Origin of the sequence: Halovivax sp. (assembly GCA_007119345.1) — an archaeon.
Classification (GTDB): domain Archaea; phylum Halobacteriota; class Halobacteria; order Halobacteriales; family Natrialbaceae; genus Halovivax.
Window position 1 is genome coordinate 59,304 of the sequence record SKPV01000010.1, and the last position, 19,031, is coordinate 78,334.

General features: G+C 68.1%; 19 protein-coding genes and 1 pseudogene. 8 read left to right on the top strand and 12 right to left on the bottom strand.

The window, feature by feature from the left end:
- Window positions 1-7 precede the first annotated feature (7 nt).
- Both QZT59_RS00900 and QZT59_RS00905 read left to right on the top strand, forming a co-directional pair.
- Window positions 8-1,474 (top strand): heme o synthase, encoded by a 1,467-nt coding sequence (locus tag QZT59_RS00900; protein WP_290810112.1) that lies wholly within the window; start codon window positions 8-10, stop codon window positions 1,472-1,474.
- 1 nt (window position 1,475) lies between these two features.
- Entirely contained in the window at window positions 1,476-2,159 is a 684-nt protein-coding gene (locus tag QZT59_RS00905) for a hypothetical protein (protein ID WP_290810114.1), read from the top strand.
- Between the two features lie 195 nt (window positions 2,160-2,354).
- Here QZT59_RS00905 and QZT59_RS00910 read toward each other — a convergent pair whose 3' ends face one another.
- Window positions 2,355-3,059, bottom strand: coding sequence for a DUF192 domain-containing protein (locus QZT59_RS00910; RefSeq protein WP_290810116.1), 705 nt, complete (start codon window positions 3,057-3,059; stop codon window positions 2,355-2,357).
- Window positions 3,060-3,139: 80 nt separating this feature from the next.
- The gene (locus QZT59_RS00915) at window positions 3,140-4,096 is read right to left on the bottom strand and encodes a TIGR03557 family F420-dependent LLM class oxidoreductase (protein ID WP_290810118.1); all 957 of its coding nucleotides are present in this window, start codon (window positions 4,094-4,096) and stop codon (window positions 3,140-3,142) included.
- 294 nt (window positions 4,097-4,390) lie between these two features.
- Between QZT59_RS00915 and QZT59_RS00920 the strand changes: the two genes are divergently transcribed.
- Together QZT59_RS00920 and QZT59_RS00925 are read left to right on the top strand one after the other, a co-directional pair.
- The gene (locus tag QZT59_RS00920) at window positions 4,391-5,389 is read left to right on the top strand and encodes an ABC transporter ATP-binding protein (RefSeq protein ID WP_290810120.1); all 999 of its coding nucleotides are present in this window, start codon (window positions 4,391-4,393) and stop codon (window positions 5,387-5,389) included.
- A complete protein-coding gene (locus QZT59_RS00925) occupies window positions 5,386-6,183 on the top strand; it encodes an ABC transporter permease (RefSeq protein ID WP_290810122.1) in 798 nt (265 codons plus the stop codon). Before QZT59_RS00920 ends, QZT59_RS00925 begins: the two co-directional genes overlap by 4 nt.
- Before the next feature lie 39 nt (window positions 6,184-6,222).
- Here QZT59_RS00925 and QZT59_RS00930 read toward each other — a convergent pair whose 3' ends face one another.
- Both QZT59_RS00930 and QZT59_RS00935 read right to left on the bottom strand, forming a co-directional pair.
- Window positions 6,223-6,693 carry a pyridoxamine 5'-phosphate oxidase family protein gene (locus tag QZT59_RS00930; protein ID WP_290810124.1) on the bottom strand — a complete coding sequence of 157 codons (471 nt, stop codon included), beginning with the start codon at window positions 6,691-6,693 and terminating at the stop codon, window positions 6,223-6,225.
- Window positions 6,694-6,948: 255 nt separating this feature from the next.
- Window positions 6,949-7,971 carry a Gfo/Idh/MocA family protein gene (locus QZT59_RS00935; RefSeq protein ID WP_290810126.1) on the bottom strand — a complete coding sequence of 341 codons (1,023 nt, stop codon included), beginning with the start codon at window positions 7,969-7,971 and terminating at the stop codon, window positions 6,949-6,951.
- Between the two features lie 149 nt (window positions 7,972-8,120).
- On the opposite strand from QZT59_RS00935, the gene QZT59_RS00940 reads away from it, so the two are divergent.
- The gene (locus QZT59_RS00940) at window positions 8,121-8,288 is read left to right on the top strand and encodes a hypothetical protein (RefSeq protein WP_290810128.1); all 168 of its coding nucleotides are present in this window, start codon (window positions 8,121-8,123) and stop codon (window positions 8,286-8,288) included.
- A 64-nt stretch (window positions 8,289-8,352) separates the two neighbouring features.
- Here the strand turns inward: QZT59_RS00940 and QZT59_RS00945 are convergent, their stop codons facing one another.
- The 4 genes from QZT59_RS00945 to QZT59_RS00960 form a co-directional block, all read right to left on the bottom strand.
- Complete coding sequence (locus QZT59_RS00945) at window positions 8,353-8,955, bottom strand: DUF420 domain-containing protein (protein ID WP_290810130.1); 603 nt, start codon at window positions 8,953-8,955, stop codon at window positions 8,353-8,355.
- 457 nt (window positions 8,956-9,412) lie between these two features.
- The gene (locus QZT59_RS00950) at window positions 9,413-9,568 is read right to left on the bottom strand and encodes a DnaJ family molecular chaperone (protein ID WP_290810132.1); all 156 of its coding nucleotides are present in this window, start codon (window positions 9,566-9,568) and stop codon (window positions 9,413-9,415) included.
- A gap of 280 nt (window positions 9,569-9,848) precedes the next feature.
- Window positions 9,849-10,226 carry a cupin domain-containing protein gene (locus tag QZT59_RS00955; protein WP_290810134.1) on the bottom strand — a complete coding sequence of 126 codons (378 nt, stop codon included), beginning with the start codon at window positions 10,224-10,226 and terminating at the stop codon, window positions 9,849-9,851.
- A gap of 130 nt (window positions 10,227-10,356) precedes the next feature.
- Window positions 10,357-10,791, bottom strand: a complete 435-nt coding sequence (locus QZT59_RS00960; protein ID WP_290810136.1) for a CopG family ribbon-helix-helix protein — start codon at window positions 10,789-10,791, stop codon at window positions 10,357-10,359.
- 194 nt (window positions 10,792-10,985) lie between these two features.
- On the opposite strand from QZT59_RS00960, the gene QZT59_RS00965 reads away from it, so the two are divergent.
- Window positions 10,986-12,860 (top strand): PAS domain S-box protein, encoded by a 1,875-nt coding sequence (locus tag QZT59_RS00965; RefSeq protein WP_290810138.1) that lies wholly within the window; start codon window positions 10,986-10,988, stop codon window positions 12,858-12,860.
- Window positions 12,861-12,875: 15 nt separating this feature from the next.
- Here the strand turns inward: QZT59_RS00965 and QZT59_RS00970 are convergent, their stop codons facing one another.
- Both QZT59_RS00970 and QZT59_RS00975 read right to left on the bottom strand, forming a co-directional pair.
- Window positions 12,876-13,451, bottom strand: coding sequence for a HalX domain-containing protein (locus QZT59_RS00970; RefSeq protein WP_290810140.1), 576 nt, complete (start codon window positions 13,449-13,451; stop codon window positions 12,876-12,878).
- Window positions 13,452-13,843: 392 nt separating this feature from the next.
- Window positions 13,844-15,817 carry a 3-hydroxyacyl-CoA dehydrogenase/enoyl-CoA hydratase family protein gene (locus QZT59_RS00975; RefSeq protein WP_290810142.1) on the bottom strand — a complete coding sequence of 658 codons (1,974 nt, stop codon included), beginning with the start codon at window positions 15,815-15,817 and terminating at the stop codon, window positions 13,844-13,846.
- Between the two features lie 117 nt (window positions 15,818-15,934).
- Between QZT59_RS00975 and QZT59_RS00980 the strand changes: the two genes are divergently transcribed.
- Window positions 15,935-17,086 (top strand): acyl-CoA dehydrogenase family protein, encoded by a 1,152-nt coding sequence (locus QZT59_RS00980; protein ID WP_290810144.1) that lies wholly within the window; start codon window positions 15,935-15,937, stop codon window positions 17,084-17,086.
- Window positions 17,087-17,333: 247 nt separating this feature from the next.
- Here the strand turns inward: QZT59_RS00980 and QZT59_RS00985 are convergent, their stop codons facing one another.
- Both QZT59_RS00985 and QZT59_RS00990 read right to left on the bottom strand, forming a co-directional pair.
- Window positions 17,334-17,861 carry a hypothetical protein gene (locus QZT59_RS00985; RefSeq protein WP_290810146.1) on the bottom strand — a complete coding sequence of 176 codons (528 nt, stop codon included), beginning with the start codon at window positions 17,859-17,861 and terminating at the stop codon, window positions 17,334-17,336.
- Between the two features lie 137 nt (window positions 17,862-17,998).
- Window positions 17,999-18,529, bottom strand: a complete 531-nt coding sequence (locus tag QZT59_RS00990; RefSeq protein ID WP_290810148.1) for an NUDIX domain-containing protein — start codon at window positions 18,527-18,529, stop codon at window positions 17,999-18,001.
- Window positions 18,530-18,621: 92 nt separating this feature from the next.
- Between QZT59_RS00990 and QZT59_RS00995 the strand changes: the two are divergent.
- A pseudogene (locus QZT59_RS00995) lies at window positions 18,622-19,031 on the top strand (transcriptional regulator); the annotation flags it as partial.

Genomic DNA, 19,031 nt, shown 5'->3' on the forward strand with positions numbered 1-19,031 from the left:
AACGACCGTGAGGGACGAGACGTTTCCATCGCCGATCGGGACTCGCCAGCGGTTCGCCGGACTCCTCACAGCGACCGCGATTGGGGTCTACCTCCTCATCGTCCTCGGCGCCACGACCTCGCTCACCGACGCCGTGTCGGCGTGCTCGACGTGGCCGACCTGCAGCGCGCCCACGGACCCGCTGAGCCAGACCGAGCTCGCGGTCGCGTGGGCCCACCGGATCGCCGCCGTCGTCGTCGGCGGGTTCGTCGTCGCGACCGCGGCCGTCGCCTGGCTCGGCGATACCGGCCGGCGGGTCCGGTACGTCCTCCTCGTCGGCCTCGCGCTGTACGCCGTTCAGGTTGGGATCGGCGCCGCGACGGCCACGCTCGGCCCCGCGGCGGTCCTCCCCGGATTACACCTCGCTCTCGGCGTTTCCATCTTCGGCGCCGTCGTCCTGGCGCTCGCGTGGGATCTGGAGGCGGCGACCGGAACGGACGACGGCGGGATCGATCGTCGCGTCGAGGCGCCGGCGGCTACCGATGTCGACGAACCCGATCCGGCGCGGATTCCCCGCGAGGCCGATCACGCGCCCGAACCCACACGATCGCTTCCGACCGGCCGTCTGGCGCGTGCGCGACTCACCGGCGCAGCGTACCTCTCGATGACGAAGCCGCGGCTAATGTGGTTGCTCTGTCTCGTCGCGGCCGCGGGCATGGCGCTCGCGGCTGGTCCGAACCTGCGGATCGAGACGGTCCTCGCCACGCTCGGCGGCGGCGTGCTCGCCATCGGCGCCTCGGGGACGTTCAACCACGTCCTCGAGCGCGACGTCGACCGCCGGATGAACCGCACGGCGGACCGGCCGCTCGCGACCGACCTCGTCCCCGTCCGGAACGCGCTCGCGTTCGGAGTGGCCCTCGCGGCGGCGTCGGTCGGCGTCTTCCTCACGATCAACGCGCTCGCGGCCGCCCTCGGCCTGATCGCCATCCTGTTCTACAGCGTGGTCTACACGCTGGTGTTGAAACCGAACACCGTCCAGAACACCGTCATCGGCGGCGCCGCCGGAGCCCTGCCGGCGCTCATCGGGTGGGCGGCCGTGACGAACGAGATCGGCCTCCCCGGGCTGGCGCTCGCGGGGCTGATCTTCCTCTGGACGCCCGCACACTTCTATAACCTGGCGCTGGCCTACCGAGACGACTACGCCCGCGGGGGGTTCCCGATGCTGCCGGTCGTCCGCGGCGAGACCGTCACCAGAAAGCACATCGTCTACTACCTGGCGGCGACGCTCGTGGGCGCGACGGGGCTGGCGTGGCTGACGGATCTCGGGGCCGTGTACGCCGCGACGGTGGTCGTCTTCGGCGCCGTCTTCCTCTGGGCCGCCGTCGACCTCCACTTCGAGCAGACCGAACGGGCGGCGTTCCGTTCGTTCCACGCCTCGAACGCGTTCCTCGGGGCCGTCCTCGTGGCGATCCTGATCGACGCCCTCGCCTTCTAGCATGGCGTCACTCCAGGGCCGGTCCGTCGACGTTCACCGTCCGCGCGTAGAAATCCTGATCGGGTGGGGAATGCTGCTGGCCGCCCAGGCCGCGCTGCTCGCGGCCTACCTCACCGCCCGCAACCTCTCACCCGGGTTCTTCCACCTCGCGCCCTTCATCTGGATAAACGTCGGCCTCTGGGCCGCCTGGCGGACGAGCCCGCCGAAGGCGCCGCGGCGTCGGCGACGGGCGGCCGCGGCCGTCGCCGCGGGCTACTTCCTCCTGGTCGGCTACGTCGCCGGGATCTACGCCGTCGATCCGTTCGGCGGAATCGCCCACCCGGCGTCCGGGTTCCGGTTCGAGGCCGCGTACCCGCCGGGCTACGGGCCCGCCGCGTTCTACGCGGGCGAGTACGTGCAGGTCGCGCTGGTCCCCTACCTGCTGGTCGGCTACCTCTCGATCGCGTACCTCGTCTACGTCACGGCACTCGACGCCGCGCGGTCGGCCGCCGGCGGCGTCTTCGGCCTCGTGGCGTGCATCGGCTGCGCCTGGCCGCTGCTCGCGCCGGTGCTCGCGGGGGTGGCGGGCGGCGGCACGGCCCTCACTTCTGCCGTCTACGCGAACTCCTCCGAGCTGTCGACGCTCGCGTTCCTCGCGGCGATCGCCGTCCTCACCTGGCGACCGCTCGGTCGCGGCGACGAGTAGGCGCCGCGCCCCCGCGGCTCCGACCTGATCGACGGCTGGCCGTTCGCTCCCTGGCGCGGTCGATCCGCTCGAACTGTTCCTCCGGAAGGTCGACTACCGCGGGGAAACCGACGTGGCACTACCGCGGGGAAACCGACGAAGTCGGCTCGCGAACCGATCCGTCCGCACCGAGGCGGAATCACCGGACCGATCGCGTCACAGGTCGAATTCGAGTCGATCTCCCTCGGCGACGCCGCGGTCGGCCGTCCACTCGTAACCCACCTCGAGCACGTATTGCCCGCGCCCGGGATAACGCTGGTCCTCGCCGTCCTCGTCGGGCCCCGGCTCGGGCGCGTGGTGAATCTCCGTGATAACGCCGTCCGCGTCGGCGTAGACGATGTCGATCCCGAAGTCCATCTCGCGCATGACGAACGTGCGGTCGTCGACGTCCTCGTAGACGAAGAGCATGCCCCGATCCTCCGGCAGCGATTCCGTGTCGCTCAATCCCAGGTAGCGCAGGTCCGGCGTATCCACGATGGCCGCCGTCACCGATCCCAGCTCGTCGCCGTCGGGGTCCGTCACCGTCACTTCGGTCGTCTCGTAGTCGTCGTGGACGTCCGCGTCTCCGTTCGCGTCAGTCGACTCCGAATCCCCGTCGGCATCGTCGTTCCCGGCGGAACCGTCGCCGTCCGACTTCGCATCGTCACCCTCCGACTCCGCATCGTCATCGTCGAACTTCGCATCGTCATCGTCCGACTTCGCATCGTCGCCCCCCGACTCCGCATCGTCACCGCTCGTCGGGTCGTCGACTCCTCGCTCGAGGAGGTCGGTACAACCCGAGAGACCGACGCCTCCGATGACGGCACCGGCGGCCAGCAAGCAGTCACGACGCGGCGAGGATACGCCGTCTCGCGGGATCATCGACGGGGAAGTCCACCACGTCGGTTCGGATAACGGTTGGCGCTCGGACCGACCGCGTCGCCGATGTCGGGAGGGAGCGCTCACCCGAGTTCCGGCATCACCTCGTCCTCGAAGAACTCGAGGAACGCGCCCTGCTCCGGCCCTATCTGGTGGAAGTAGACGTGGTCGTAGCCCGCGTCGACCGCCGTCTCGTAGCTCTCGATCCAGCGCCCCGGATCGGGGTCGGTCACCGTCGCCGACTCGGCGATCTCCTCGCGGTCGACCATCTGGGCGGCCTGCTCGAAGTGTCTGGGAGAGGGAAGCTCCTGGGCGAGCTCGCCCGGGAGCGAGCCGTTCGGCCAGAGTTCGTGGACGGTATCGACCGCTTCATCTTCGCTCTCTGCGTAGCAGCCGTGGAGCTGGGTCCACCGGGGCCCTTCGCCGCCGGCGTCTTCGAAGGCCTCGACGACGTCGTCCTGGGGACCCGAACACCAGAGGCCGTCGCCGTGACCTGCCGCCCAGCGGGCGGTCTTCGTGCCGAACGCGCTGACGACGACCTCGGGTTGCTCGTCGGGGACGGTAAACAGCTTCGCGTTCTCGACGGTGTAGTGCTCGCCGCGGTAGCTGGTGTTCTGCCCGGTCCAGAGTGTTCGCATGAGCTCCATCGATTCTTCGAGCATCTCGAGGCGCACCCGATGTTCGGGCCAGCGCTCGCCGACGACGTGCTCGTTCAGGTTCTCGCCGGTGCCGACGCCGAAGGTGAACCGATCGCCGAGCATCTCGGCGACGGTCCCGACGGCGTGGGCCACGTTCACCGGGTGGATCCGGATGGTCGGGCAGGTGACGCCGACGCCAACGTCGATCTCGTCCGTGACCGCCGCGATCCCGCCCAGCGTGGTCCAGACGAACGACGATTCGCCCTGAGCGGAAACCCACGGGTGGAAGTGATCGGAGATCGAGACGAAGTCGAAGCCGACCTCCTCGGCGCGCCTGGCGAGCCGGATCAGTTCGTCGGGGCCGTGCTCCTCGCTAGAGAGGGTGTAGCCGAGCCGGGTCATGGGTCGTCGAACGGACGACGCCGGCGGGCAAACCGGTTGGCCCTGCGACCGTCTGGGTCGGTCGCTGCGAGTCATCCGGAATCCCCCGGCTAGTCATCCGGAATCCCTCGGGGACCATCCGGAATCCCTCGGGGACCATCCGGAATCCCTCGGGGACCATCCGGAATCCCACCGAGCCGCGACGCGGGACGTCCCGCCGGAAGGTGCGAAACGCCCCGACCGGAATTCGGGGTCCGGCCGGCGAGCGGCGAGGAAATCGAACGCCTTACCCGCCGCCGGGAGATAGCCGGTCGCATGGAACCGGCCGTCGTCGCCGAGGGCGTCACGAAGCGGTACGGAGAGTCGGTCGCCCTCGACGGGGTCTCGCTGTCGATCGAGCCGGGCGAGGTGTTCGGACTGATCGGTCCCAACGGGGCCGGGAAGACGACGCTCGTTCGCGCGCTGACCGGGACCCTCGCCCCCGACGCGGGCGACGTCCGACTGCTGGGCGTCGACCCGTCGGGGGTCGACCGCGACCGCATCGGCGTCCTCCCGCAGGCGTTCTCCCCGCCGAATCGGCTGACGGCTCGCGAACTACTGACGTACTACGCCGGCCTCTACCCCGCGGCGCGCGGGCCGGAGACCGTCCTCGCGGACGTCGGCCTGACCGACGCCGCGGACACCTGGTACGAGAACCTCTCGGGCGGACAGCGTCGTCGCGTCTGCGTCGGCGCCGCGCTCGTCAACGACCCGGACGTGCTCGTCCTCGACGAGCCAACGACGGGGATCGACCCCGCGGGGCGGCGGACGGTCTGGGGGCTCGTGGAGGCGCTGGCCGAGAGCGGAACCACGGTCCTGCTGACGACCCACGACATGGCCGAGGCCGAACGGCTCGCCGATCGGGTGGGACTGCTGGCCGACGGCGAAATGGTCGCGACCGGGACCCCCGAGGCGCTGGTCTCCGAACACGCCGGCGAGAGCCGGTTGACGGTCGAACTGGGGGAGCCGACGGCTTCGAGCGCCGAGGACGTCGGTGAGGGAGTCGATCCTCGAACGATCGAGACGGTCCCGTACTCCGCCGAGGCCCGCCCGGGACGACTCGTCGTCCGGGACGTCGAACCCCGCGACATCGGCGCGGTTGCCGCCGCGCTGGAGGAGGCGGGGATCGCGTACACCGGCCTCGACTGGTCCGAACCGGGGCTCGAAGCGGTCTACCTCGAACTCGCGGGGGCCGTCGAGGGCGCCGCGACGACGCGCTCGCCGGAGGCGGCGGGAGACGTCGACGCCGTCGCCGCGGGAGGTGAGCGACGGTGAGCGATCCGGTGGGATCCGCGAGCCAGCGCCTGGCCAGGGTCCGCGCCGAGACGAGCGCCGGGTGGCGATCGTTCGTCCGCCGGCGGACGGCCGTCTTCTTCACGTTCTTCTTCCCCGCCATCCTCGTGATCATCTTCGGCGCGCTCGTCCGTACCGACCCGACGGGCGAGGGGCTCTTCGCGGAGCCGGCGGGCTACTACGTCCCGGGCTACCTCGCCGTCGTCGTCCTCTTCACGCCGCTGTCGCGGATGGGCAGCGAGGTGGCTCGCCACCGGGAGGGCAACCGCTTCGAGAAGCTGGCGACGACGCCGCTCTCGCGCGCCGAGTGGCTGCTCGCCCAGACGATCGTCAACGCGGTCATCATCGCGATCGCCTGCGCGCTCATTCTGGTCCTGGTGATCGCCCTCACCGGCGCCGAGGTGACCCTCTCGGCGCTGCTCGTCCCCTACGTGCTCGTCGGTGTCGTCTGCTTTTGCGGCGTCGGCGCGGCCATCGGCAGCTACACCGACTCCCGGGACGGCGCGATCGCCGCGAGCAACGCGATCGGCCTCCCGCTGTTGTTCCTCTCGGAGACGTTCGTCACGCTCGACCAGCTGCCGGGCTGGTTCGGCCCGCTCGTCGACCTCTCGCCGCTGACGTACTTCGCCCGCGGCGTGCGCGCGGCGACGTACCCGGCGGCGGAGGCCACGACCGTCGCGGGCGTCGATCCCGCGCTCGCGAACCTCGCGGTGCTCGCCGGTATCGCCGCCTTCGCGTTCTGGATCGGTGCGAGGTCGATTCCGCGGACCGACTGATCGATCCCAGCGGGCCGCGTCGTCGAAGCGCGCAGGGCGTTACCCACCCGCCCCCGTCCGGTCCGAGAAGTCCCACCCGTAGACGACCGCCGGTTCGATGGAGATCGTCACCTCCTCGCGGTCTTCCCGAAGCAGGTTCCGGGCCAGTTCGGAGTCCGTTCCACCGAGGTATCGGTCGAGGAGGTCACGAAGCGTCTCCTTTTCGGGATCGGCTTCGATCGTCGCGGTTCCTCGACCGCGAACCCCGGCGTACGGCGGGTCGTTCGTCGAGACCTCGAACGAGAGCGCCGGATCTTCCCGGAGGTAGCCGACGACCTTCGCACCCTCGGCGGTGGCACAGTCGAGGGTCCAGTCGTCGGATCCGTCTTCGCCGTCCGCCCGATACCGGTACCACATCGACAGCATCCAGGGGTGTCCCGACGGGGTTCGACAGCCAAGTCGGATCGGGATCGTCCGTTCGGAGAGGAACCTCGAGATCTCGTCGTCCGTGAGGGAGCCGCGTACGTGCATGGCGTACTCCACGACCGCAGCCGGTAAAGAACGACGGCCGAAGATCGTCGCGAACGGGGGCTATCGCCGGCGACTTCCCGCCGGGTCGACGGTCTCGACCGCCGTCACGAGTCGGCTACGAATCGCGCGTCGTCGACAGCGATATCGTCTCGCTCGCGGGAGCTGTCGTCGGGCTCGTCACCCTCGTGGTACTCGAGGGCCTCCATCGCGCTCGCGATAACTGGCGGAGCGATCTCGTCGCCACGTAGCAGCGGATCAGGACGCCTCGTCGATCAGCCCCCGTACGTTCACCCGGCGGCCCTCCTCGTCGGCGAGGTACGCGGCCTCCGTCAGCGCGGTCACCCGTAACCCGACTGTCCCCGGGACCGCCGGTTCGGCCTCGCCGTCGATCGAGTCCAGGAAGTTTCCGAGCTTCGCCGACGTGAGCGACGCGAAGTCCGTGCCGCCCTCGACGACGCTCTCGTAGACCGTCGCGCCTCGTTCCGCCAGGCGGACGGTCTCCCCGTCGAAGACGAGACGACCGCCCGATCCCCAGATCGCGTACCCCTCCGACGGTTCGAGTTCGACCCCGTCCCCGCAGACTGTGACCCCGGCCTGTATCCGCCGCCCGTCCCGTTCGAGCGAGAGCGAGAGCGCGCTGTCGACGTCGACGCCGGGACTCGCGTACTCGATCTCGGCCGAGACGGATCGAGGCTCCGCCCCCGTGAGCCAGCACAGCGCCTCGAGCAGGTGCGATCCCGTATCGTACAGCTGCCCACCGCCCGACAGCGACGGATCGACCCGCCACGTGTCCTCGTGCAGGCCGATCCAGTCCTGGCCGATGAACGCGTTCGCCGCGCGAAGGTCGCCGATCCGGCCGTCCTCGATCACGCGTTTCACCTCGCGAAATCCCGGGTGAAAGTGACGCTGATAGCCGACCTGAACGACCAGCTCGCGCTCGTCGGCCCGCTCGAGCAGCGCGACCGCATCGGCGACGTCGGTCACCATCGGTTTCTCGATGTAGACGTGAAGCCCGGCCTCCAGGCAGGCGCGGGCCTGCTCGTAGTGGAGCGTGTGCGGCGTGACGATCAACGCGAGGTCGAGGTCGTCGCCGTGAGCGTCGAACATCGCCTCGTGGTCGGGGTACGCCGGCGCGTCGTGTTCCCGCTCGAAGACCTCCCTGGCGGCGGCCGACACGTCGGCACCCGCGACCAACTCGACGTCGTCGAGCCCGGACAGCACCTCCAGTTCGAGCTGACCGAGCCCGCCGAGGCCGATCGCGGCTGCGGCGGAGCCCATACCCGGCTCTTTCGGGGCCCTCGACGAAAAGTCTGTGTCGGTCTCTCACGGAACGAGTCGGTCGGCCCGACGCGACGCACATCGTTCCCCACCGATTACCGGCGAGCGATGGCAGAAGCTACTCTCCCCTCGGAGGCGTTGAAGACGACATGCCCACCTGCCCCGGTTGTAAAACGCACCTCTCCCACCACGAGTGCGTCGTTCACGTTCGATACTGCAAGTGGGTCTGGAGCGAGCACCCGGAGGCGGAGTCACACATGGTCGATCACCTCGTGAACCTCGTCGACGAAGATCGCCGACGCGAGCGGGAGAGTTGAACGGAGCGGGTCCTCGCGACGGTGGCCACGGGATGCTTGCGGCGTATTCGCGTCGACGCGACCGTCACGACACGGGCGCGATCGCCGACGCGAACGTGTAGTCGTAGACGTGATTGAGCAGGAGGTACGTGACGATGCCGAGCACGAGGCTCAGTATCCACGTGCCCGCCGCGACCCGCCCGATTCGCGCGTGGACCGTCCGCTCGAGTTCCGCGGGCGTGTGCGTGAGTCCGAGGACGAGCGCGTAGACCACGACCGGGACCGCGACGATCGAGAGGATCACGTGCACCGCCAGCATCGCCAGGTAGGCGTAGTAGACCGGATCCGGGCCCACGAAGTACTTCTCCCCGCCGCCACCCACCCTGAGCAGGTAGACGACGAGGAACAGGAGGATCAGCGCGAACGCGCCAATCATCGCGCGACGGTGTAACCGCACCCGGCCGCGACGGATCCAGTACCAGCCGGCGACCAGCAGGACCGTCGCCCCCGCGTTGATGACCGCGATCGCGTGGGTGAGCGGGTTCACCTGGCCCGGGGTGAGCTCCGGGTAGATCGGGAGATCGAGCAAGAAGGTGCCCAGGACGAGCGCGTACCCGACGATCGTCAGGGCCGCGGTCGTCTCTCCGGGGCGTCGTCGGATCAGACCGCTCACGTCGACGGTTGCCATCGTCCGTGTGTTGGCGAGGGCGACTTTGTGTCTTCCTCTTCGCCGCGGCGGGTGATGCTCGTCGGGCCGACGATCCTCGCCCCCGAACTCGAGTATTCGGCTCTAGACGAATGCACCGTGCTCAGATCGGTCGAACCCGCACGTCCGAAGAGGGTACGCACGTCCTCAAAAGGCCCCTCAGTGACCCCCGGACGAATCGAACGGGGTCGCGTCGAGCGCGGGGCGCACTCACGATCCATCTCGAAGCGGGACCGTTCGGTCCCGGTCGTCCCCCGTCGGCGTCCCAGGCGTGCTAGGTGTAGACGACCTTCTCGACGGTCACGGCGGGGGACACCTCCGCGGCAAGGACGATCGCCGGCGGGCCGGGATCGAAGATCGGTGCGCCCTCGTCGACGGCGCCGCGGCCGATCGGAGCGTCCGACGGAACCTCCGGCGGCGCCTGTCCGGTGATCTCCTCCTAGGCCCGCTCGAGACGAAGAAACTCCGCTCGCAACCCGCCCTGGTCCGGGTGGTGCCCGTTCAGGAGGTCGCGGTAGCGACGACGGACTTCCTCGAGCGGGGCGGCCGGCGTCGTTCCGAGGACCTCGTAGGGACGCTCCGGCCCCGATCCCACCCTGCCGCCTCTGCGGAACGAGACTTTCCGCTCGATGGTAGACGGACGTGGCACGTCCCCGAGCAGAACGCGATCCGGATCGAGCGAGACGACACGTCCGCAATGAGGACGTGATCCGAATCCGATAAGACGACACGTCCGTGAGGAGAACACGATCCGAATCGGGGAGACGACACGGCCGCGAGAGGACGACGCCTCAGAGAGGAGAGAACGAACCGAGGAGCCGGCGAGCGAGGTTCCCGGACGCCGAGATCGAATGTACGCTCGTCCCGTCGTCCGCTCAGCCGGCGAAGCCGCCCAGGGACCACTCGCCCTCCGCGCCCTCCTCGTCGGCGATGCGCGGCGCGCTCACGAGGACGAACGCGCTCTCGCGGTCGCCGTTTCTGATCTGTCGGGTCGACTCCGGAGAGATCCAGATCGCGTCGCCGGCGGTGAACTCGATTTCGTCGTCGTCGACGATCACGGTCGCTTCCCCCTCGATCAACACGTACACCTCCTCGTGGTCGTTGTCGGTGTGGTCGTGGGGGCGACTCTTCCAGCCCGGATCGCAACGGGCGATCGTGACGCCCACCTGTTCGGTCTCCAGGGGTTCGCTGAGAAAGTGCATCGCGTTCGAGACCTGGTCGACGTCCTCGTAGTTGACCGTGGTGTAACTCATAGTACCCGACGGTTCGACCGGGACCACCTAAAACCCTACCGCGCCGACGGACCCATCGTCCCGGTCGGCGCCGGTGACCGGTCGTCGAACGCGACCGCCCCGGCGGACGCCAGGGCACCGGGTCGGTCGATCAGTTACCGTCGCTCGGCGAGAGGTGCCCGACGTCCTCGACGGGATTGACCGAGTAATCGACCGACAGCACGTCCTGCGTGGCGCGGATCTTCCCGACGAACGTCGAAATCCCCTCCAGGTCGCCTTCGAGGACGAAGAGCTCCATGCAGTAGTGATCGCCCACGTGACTGTGGAAGTTCGAGGCAACCAACTCCTCGTGCTCGTGGCGGAGCGCGATCATGCGCTCCTCGACGCTGGTGGTTTCGTAGTCGAAGAGGACGGTGACGATTCCCATCAGGTCGCGGTCTTCCAGTCTGGTGTCCTCGAACTCGCCGAGGAGGTTCCGAGACGCCTCCCGAACGACCTCGCTCCGTCCGGTGTACCCGTGATCGTCCGCGAACTGATCGAGTCGTTCCAGGAGTTCGTCCGGCATCGAGACGCTAACGACGGCCATATAATAATCGAGTGGTCATAAGTTGTTAAGGATTGTGATCCGGCTACGGTTTGCGTCGGGTCTCGACGGGCCGACCGGCGGTCGAAAGAGCAATGCGGTCCCGTTCGCAATGACGCGTATCGAACGCCGGTAGCGAACCGGAGGCGCCTACCCCCACCGCGAAACGAACGCGCCGCGGCCCCCGTCACGAGATAATGAGATCCGATCGCGTCCTGTACGTCGGCACCGACCCCGTCGCCGCCGAGACCGTCGAGCGGTCGCTCGCGTCGGTCGACGTGGCGGTCGATCGAATCGGGTCGCGGACCGGCGCTATCGCGAAGCTGGAGACCGGGGACGTCGGCGCCATCGTGATCGACGCGGCGACCGTCGACGACGTCCCCCGGCTCCTCACCGAGGCAACGGAACGGAAAACGGTGCCGACGTTTCTCTGCTGGGCTCGCGAAGGCGGTGCGGTCCTCGCTTCGGCGTCTGCGACCCCGGTCGGCACCGACCGGAGGGAGCTCGCATCGACGATCACCGAGGCCCTCGGGGACGAACGGGGCCCTCCGCTTTCGGCGACCGTCGACGAGATCCGCACGCGGCTCGCCGACGCGACGTCGCCGGGTCGGATCGAACGGGCGATCCGCGAGGAGCTCTCAGCCGCCGGAACGATCGAATTCGCCTGGGTCGGCGAGTACGACCGGGGCGAGCGGGGCGTCCTCCCGTGGGTTACCGAACCGTCCGGAGACTGGCCGGTCACCCGGTCGTTCCCGATCGGGAACGGGAGCGAACCCCTGCTCGAGTCGGCGATGGAGACGGGCGAACTCCGCGTCCGGGATCCGACGGACGACCCGTCGGCGGTCCCCCTGGGCGAAACCGCCCTCGAACGCGACGTCGAACGGGTCGCCGTCGCGCCGCTCGCGGGAAGTGACGAACTCTACGGCGTCCTCGTCTGCTACGCCAGCGGGACGCTGGGCGGCAACGACCGCGACGCGATCGAGGCGATCGCCCGGACGACCTCCCACGCCCTCGAGGGGATCGCCGTCCGGGGTCGCCTCGCCCAGCTGGAACAGACGCTGCGCCGGTACGAGGGGCTCGTCGAAACGGCGGGCGACGGCATGTACGTACTCGACGCCGACGGTCACTTCACGACCGTCAACCGCGCGCTCGTGGAGCTGACCGGCTACAGTCGGGAGGGGCTGCTGGGCGAGCACGCGCAGATCCTCTTCGGCCAGGACGGCGCCCGAAAGGGGTCCGAAACGGTCGAGCGACTGGCCCGAACCGACGAGTCGACGAGCACGGTGGAGCTCGCGTTTCGACCCAAACGCGGCGACCCGATCCCGTGCGAGACGCAACTCGCCCCGCTCGTGTACGACGGCGAGATCGGCGGCTCCGTCGGCGTGGTCCGGGACGTGACCGAACGAAAGCGACGGGAGCGCCGACTCCGCCAGCAAAACGAGCGTCTCGACGCGTTCGCGAGCATCGTCAGCCACGACCTCCGCAATCCGCTGAGCGTCGCGAAGGGGTACGCGGACCTGATCGCCGAGTCCGACTCCTCCGACGAGGTCGAGGCGATCGTGGAATCGCTCGATCGGATGGACTCGATCATCACTGACGTCCTGTCGATCGCCCGGGAGGGAGACTGGGTCGACGACACCGAGCCGATCGACGTCGGCTCCGCAGCGGAAGACGCCTGGGCGAACGTCTCGACGGCCGAAGCGTCGCTCGTCGTCGACGAATCGATCGCGGTGGAGGCGGACCGATCCCCGTTCCTTCGACTGTTCGAAAATCTCTTCCGGAACAGTATCGATCACGTCGGAGACGGCGTGACGGTTCGGGTCGGGGTCCTTCCGGCCACGGCCGGAGACGACGAGACCCAGCCGGCCGGCTTCTACGTCGAGGACGACGGCGTCGGAATACCGGACGGGATGCGCGAACGCGTCTTCGACGCCGAGTTCTCGGCCGGATCCGACGGGATCGGCATCGGACTCTGGGTCGTGCGGGAAGTCGCGACGGGTCACGGCTGGTCGGCGATCGCCGACGCGTCGGCGGAAGGAGGAGCGCGCTTCGAGTTTCGAACGGCCGAGTGAGTCCCGCCCGATCGATCAGTTCTCCGTCTGGAGGTCCTGGAAGGCGCCGACGAAGTCGTCGTGAGAGGACATCCCCGAGACCGTGTCGTCCACCCGAGATCGCAGCTGCGCGACGCGCTCACGGAGTTCCTGGTACTCCTCGTTGTCTTCGAGTTCGCGTTCTGCCTTCTCGGACTCGAGCAGCGTTTTCTTCGAGACCAGCGAGTAGTACTCCAGGATATCCGACTCGTAGGCGGATCGACTCGAGACGGATTCCACCATCTCCAGAAGCTCGTCCTTCGAGACGGGCTTGACGAGGTAATCGTCGAATCTCATCTCGATGATGTCGAAGTCCGGATCGACCGCCGTCACCATGACGACCCGGCAGTCGTAGCCGGCTTCGCGGACCTCGTCCAGGACCTCGTCGCCGGATAGCCCCGGCATCCGCCGGTCGAGCAGGACGATCTCGACCGAATCCGCCATCGTTTCGAGGGCTTCCTCGCCGTCGTAGGCCGTCTCGACCGACCGCTCCGTGCCGATCCAGGCGGCGAACAGGTCGGCGAGTCGCGCTTCGTCGTCCACGACGAGGACTTCCGGCTCGCCCTCACTCATGCGTAGACCCCCCCATGCCATCACCGTCGATTCCAGCCACAGGGAGGAAATTGCAGGGGGGCGTGATAAATCTCGCGACCAGCTGTAACTTTCCGGACACGCAACCATCGTCGTTCCAACCCACGACGGGTGAGAGAATCACCACCCGAGAGGACGAGTCGACCGATCCTTCGATCCTCGCTCGAGTCGAAATAGTAAATTTTCCGATTGAAAGGGCGGTCGAGGCGACCCCCTCAAGACGCGTCGCCCGTTCCCCGGTCAGGACGAGACCGGCGCGGAGAGACCGACGCGTCGCCCGGTCCGTCGGCCCCGATCCACGACGGGTCCGGTCACCGCGAGGAACGAAATTGTGGTCGATTTCGGGTGGCGCTACGCCGTTCGTCGCCGAGCGCTCACTCGCCCTGGAACTCGGGCTCCCGGTCGGCCTGGAACGCCGAGAGGCCCTCCCAGAGGTCGTCGGTCGTGAACAGGTGCCCGAACGAGCTCGACTCCAGTTCGAGGCCGGCGTCGGTGTCGTCGCGGCCGGCGAGCATGGCCCGCTTCGTGAACTTCATGGCGATCGGCGGACCGGCGGCGAGATCCTCGGCCAGTTCCAGCGCGCGGTCTTCGAATTCGGCATTGGACACGACCTCGTTGACGAAACCGTAGTCGGCCATCGTCTCGGGATCGTAATCGTTGCGCGCGGTGAAGATGATCTCCTTCGCGCGACCCTCGCCGACGATGTGTCGGAGCCGCTGCGTGCCGCCCCAGCCGGGGATGAGCCCGAGATTGTGCTCCGGTTGACCGAACTGGGACCGCTCGCTGGCGATCCGCAGGTCGGCGCACGTCGCCAGCTCCATGCCCCCGCCGAGCGCGTAGCCGTCGATCGCCGCGACGACCGGCATCGGAATCTCCTCGAGGCGGCCGAAGACTTGCTGGCCGTGCCTGGAGAGCTCCGCGGCCTCGAGGCCGGTGCCGGCGGCGCCGGAGGCCGCATCGAAGCCCGCCGAGAAGGCGCGGTCGCCCGCGCCCGTGAGCAACACCGAGCGGACGTCGTCGTCCTCGACGAGACGGTCGATCGCGTCGTCGAGTTCGTCGATCATCTGGGTGGTGATCGTGTTCATTCGGTGGGGGCGGTCGATGACGATCTGGCCCACCATGTCGGATGGACGCTCGATTCGGATCGTCTCGTACTCGACCTCGTCGTCGTCGCCCCCGTCCGCCCGACGGAACGCGCCCCGCTCGGCGAACTCCTGGAGGTGATCCGAGGGGCGGTGACGCTCGTGGCCCGACTCCTCGTAGGCTTCCTCGAGCACCGTGTGCGCCTTCTCGACGCCGAACTCGTCGACCGTCTTGACCGGGCCCTCCGGCCAGCCGCCGCCGAGCTTCAGTCCTTCGTCGATGGCGTCGGCCGTCGCGATCTCCCCGCCGAGGAGCCTCGCGACCTCGTTGGCCATCGCGGCGGTGAGCCGGTCTTCGATCGCCTCGTCGACCTGGTCGGTCGGTATCTCGACGCCACTTCCGTCCTCGTAGTCGTAAAAGCCCTTTCCGGTCTTCCGGCCGAGCGCTTCGTTCTCGACCGTCTCGACGAGCGCCGGCGCCGGCTCGTAGGCGTCGCCCAGCTCCTCGTGCATGTACTCGAGGACGTGGAAGCTCACGTCGTGACCCACCATGTCGCCCAGCTCGAACGCCCCCATCGGCTGGCCCATCCCGTACTTGGTGGTGGAGTCGATCTCCTCGACGGTGGCCTCGTCCTCGCTCAGCATCCAGGCGGCCTCGTTCATCAGCGGAACGAGGACCCGGTTGACGATGAAGCCGGGCTCGTCCTTGTGCACGCGGACGGGCGTCTTCTCGAAGTCCTCGGCGAGCGCCTCGATCGTGTCGAGGGTCGCTTCGGCGGTCTGTTCGCCCGAGATGACCTCGACCAGCGGCATGCGGATCGGCGGATTGAAAAAGTGCATGCCACAGAACCGCTCCGGCCGCGCCGTGACCGCCGCGATCTCGCTGATCGACAGCGAGGAGGTGTTCGTCGCGAAGATGGCGTCGTCGGGGGCCGACTCCTCGACCTCCTGGTAGACGTCCTTCTTGATGTCCATCCGCTCGGGGACCGCCTCGATGACGACGTCGGCGTCGCTCACCGCCTCCGACATCTCGACCAGGGGCGTGATCCGGTCGAGCGTCTCGTCGACGTCCGCCGCTTCGATCTGGCCGCTCTCGGCGAGTTTCCCGAGCGACCACTCGATCTGATCGTAGCCGTCCTGGACGATCTCCTCGTCGATGTCGCGCATCGCGACGTCGTACCCCGCGAGGGCGGCGACCTCGGCGATGCCGTGGCCCATGTTCCCCGCTCCGAGAACTGCGACGGTGTTGATATCTTCCAGATCCATGGGTGTGTGTCCAACCGGAACCCGTTTGAACGTTTCCCTCCCCGGAGACAGAAACTCCGTTCCAGTTTACTCCCGGTTAGAATACTTCTTTACGGTTGGCCATGCATATCGTCTACCATGGACTTCGAACTGACAGACGAGCAAAAACAACTCCGCGACGAGGTGCGGCGCTTCGCGGAGAACGAGATCGAGCCAGTCGCCCGCGAGTACGACGTCGAGGAGAAGTACCCCCACGAGATCGTCGACAAGGCGGCGGAGATGGGCCTGCTCGGCCCGCACATCCCCATCGAATACGGCGGGGCGGGTTACGGATCCCTCGAAGTCTCGATGATCGTCGAGGAGCTGTTCGCCGTCGACCCCGGCATCGGTCTCTCGCTGGTCTCGACGTCGTTCGGCTGCGAGTCGATCATCCGCTTCGGCACGGAAGAACAGAAAGAACGATTCCTCGAGCCCGTCGCCGCCGGCGAGAAGATCACCGGCGCCGCGATCTCCGAGCCCGACTCCGGCTCGGACGTCGCCTCCGTCTCCACCCGCGCCGAGAAGGACGGCGACGAGTGGGTGATCAACGGGAACAAGATGTGGATCACCAACGGCTCCGTCGGCGACTTCTTCGTCGTCCTCTGTGAGACCAACCCGGACGCCGAGGGCCGATACAACGGCTTCAGCCAGATCGTCGTCGAGTCCGACCGCGACGGCTTCGAGGCCGACAAGATCACCGGCAAGCTCGGCATCCGCGCCTCCGACACCGCCGAGCTGATCTTCGACGACGTCCGCGTGCCCGAGGATAACCTGATCGGGACCAAAGACGCCGCCTTCCTCCAGCAGATGCAGTTCTTCGACGAGACGCGCACCGCCGTCGCCGCCCAGGGCGTCGGCATCGCCAAGGGCGCCACCGAGGCCGCCCTCGAGTACGCCCAGGAGCGCGAGCAGTTCGGCAAGTCGATCTCGGAGTTCCAGGCCATCCAGCACAAGCTCGCCGACATGGCCACCAAGACCGAAGCCGCCCGCAACCTGACCTACAAGGCCGCCTGGAACGTCGATCAGGACAACGACATCACGAAGCTCGCCTCGATGGCCAAGGAGTACGCCTCCCGGATCGCCGTCGACGTCGCCGACGAGGCCGTCCAGATCCACGGCGGCGCCGGCTACGTCAACGACTTCCCCGTCGAGCGCTTCTACCGCGACGCCAAGATCACCCAGATCTACGAGGGCACCACCGAGATCCAGAAGAACATTATCGCCCGCGAGATGCTCGGAAAGGGCTTCTAACAACCTTTTGCGCTGCGGGCCGGCTTCGCCGGCCCTCGGCAAAACGTTGATGAAAAGCACTCCTCCCTCCGTTCCGAGCGCGCGATTGGCGCTCTCCACATCGGTCGTCGGCCCGCTCGCAGTCTGACGACTGCTCGCGGTACTTATCGTCGAACGTCAGCCAGCCTTCCCCCGGGTCGCGCGCCCTCGCTAGTCGCTCGGCCGCGCTCCCGGCCATCCGTTCGTGGACGTCTAACCGATAACACGCTTATCCGTCCGTATCGGTGTCGCCATCGTCTCGATCCGAATCCGTATCGCCCCCGTCGCGATCCGAATCCGTATCGCCACCGTCTCGATCCGAATCCGTATCGCCACCGTCGCGATCCGAATCAGTATCGCCGTCGTCGCGATCCGAATCCGTATCCCTGTCCGAACGTAGCGGCCCGCTGGCCGGGTATCGATCGTCAGGCTCGGTTTGCGGATCCGACGCGCCCGCGGGTCCCGTTCGATCGACGAGGGCTGGCCCCTGGTCCGGCGACGGTTCCGACGACCGCGCTCCTGTCGGTTCCGCGTCGTCGGAATCGTCGGCCGGCGGGCGCCAGCCGACCGCGAAGAGAAGGATCGGCGGGAGTACGTACGCGCCGATGGCGAGAATTGCGAACAGCGGGTCGACGAAGACGAGCAGGCCGAAGATGGCGAGCGCTGCCGCCGAGAGGGTGTGCGCGGCCGTCGTCGTGTACCGGCGGTAGAACCGCCAGAAGTCGCGAACCCGTGTTCGAAGCCGAGCGGTCGCCACGGTTCGAGGTACGTTCGCCGGGCGGAACACGCTTGTGGTGGAACCGACGGGTCCAGGTCCCAGTGCGCGCGGAAGTCGACCCCGGAGGTCGGCCGAGCGTCCGTCTCGGGCGTCACGGAACGCGCCGCGGCGTCGCGTCACCGGTACGGCTCGTCGCCCTCCAGCGCCAGCCGGACGAAGCGCCGGTTCGCATCCGCCATACGAAGGTCCTCGATATCTTCCTCCCTCCTGAACTCGACGCTGATTACGTCCGATCCGGGTTCAGGACTGCCGCCCGTCAGCTCCCGATCGACCACGCAGCGGATCAGCAGGGTGTAGATGCCGAGCGGCGGGTACTCGTTGTGATGGGTGGCGAGCAGCCGGAGGTCCGACGAGTCGACGCGCAGGCCGGTCTCCTCTTCGAGTTCGCGCGCGGCTGCGTCGGAGGCGGATTCGTCGTGTTCGACGTAGCCGCCAGGGACGGTCCACTCGCCGTCGCGCGACGGCGCACGCTCGGCGACCAGGACGCGGTCCCCGTCGCGGACGACGACGACGCCTGCGGTCGGCACCGGGTTGCGCCAGACGATCTCGTCGCAGTCGGGGCAGTAGCGGCGCTCGCGGCCCTCGAACGTCGTGGTTCCCAGTTTGGCCCCACAGATCGGGCAATAGTCGGCGTCGACGGCGACCATACTCTTCCATCCGACGGGAGCCGGGAATCGGTTCCTATCCCCGGTGCTACCCGCCGGGAGCGTTTTCCCCAGCCGGAACGTACGGATCCCACATGAGAGAGTTCGTCTTCGCCCTCGAGTACGATCCCGGAGCGAACCCCGTCGCGGACGTGCTCGCCGAGCACCGGGACGCGACCATCCGATCGCTGTCCTGCCACGTGACGCCGGAGAGCCTCTGGCGGGTCGACCACGCGACGGGTCCCGCGGACGCGCTCGAGGCGCTAGAATCCGCCTACCGCCACGCCGACTACTTCGCCGACTGCCTCGTCCGGGACGATTGCGGCGCCGAGTGCGAGACGCAGGTGCTCGACCGCGGGCGGGACGAACTCGTGGTGTACACCTACTGGGACCGGACGGACGACTGCACGTCGGTCCCACACGTCGCGCTGGAGCACCTCGGCCGAGGGCTGCTGTTCGAGACCTATCGCGAGGGTCGGCGGTACCGCTGGCGGATCGTCCTCGG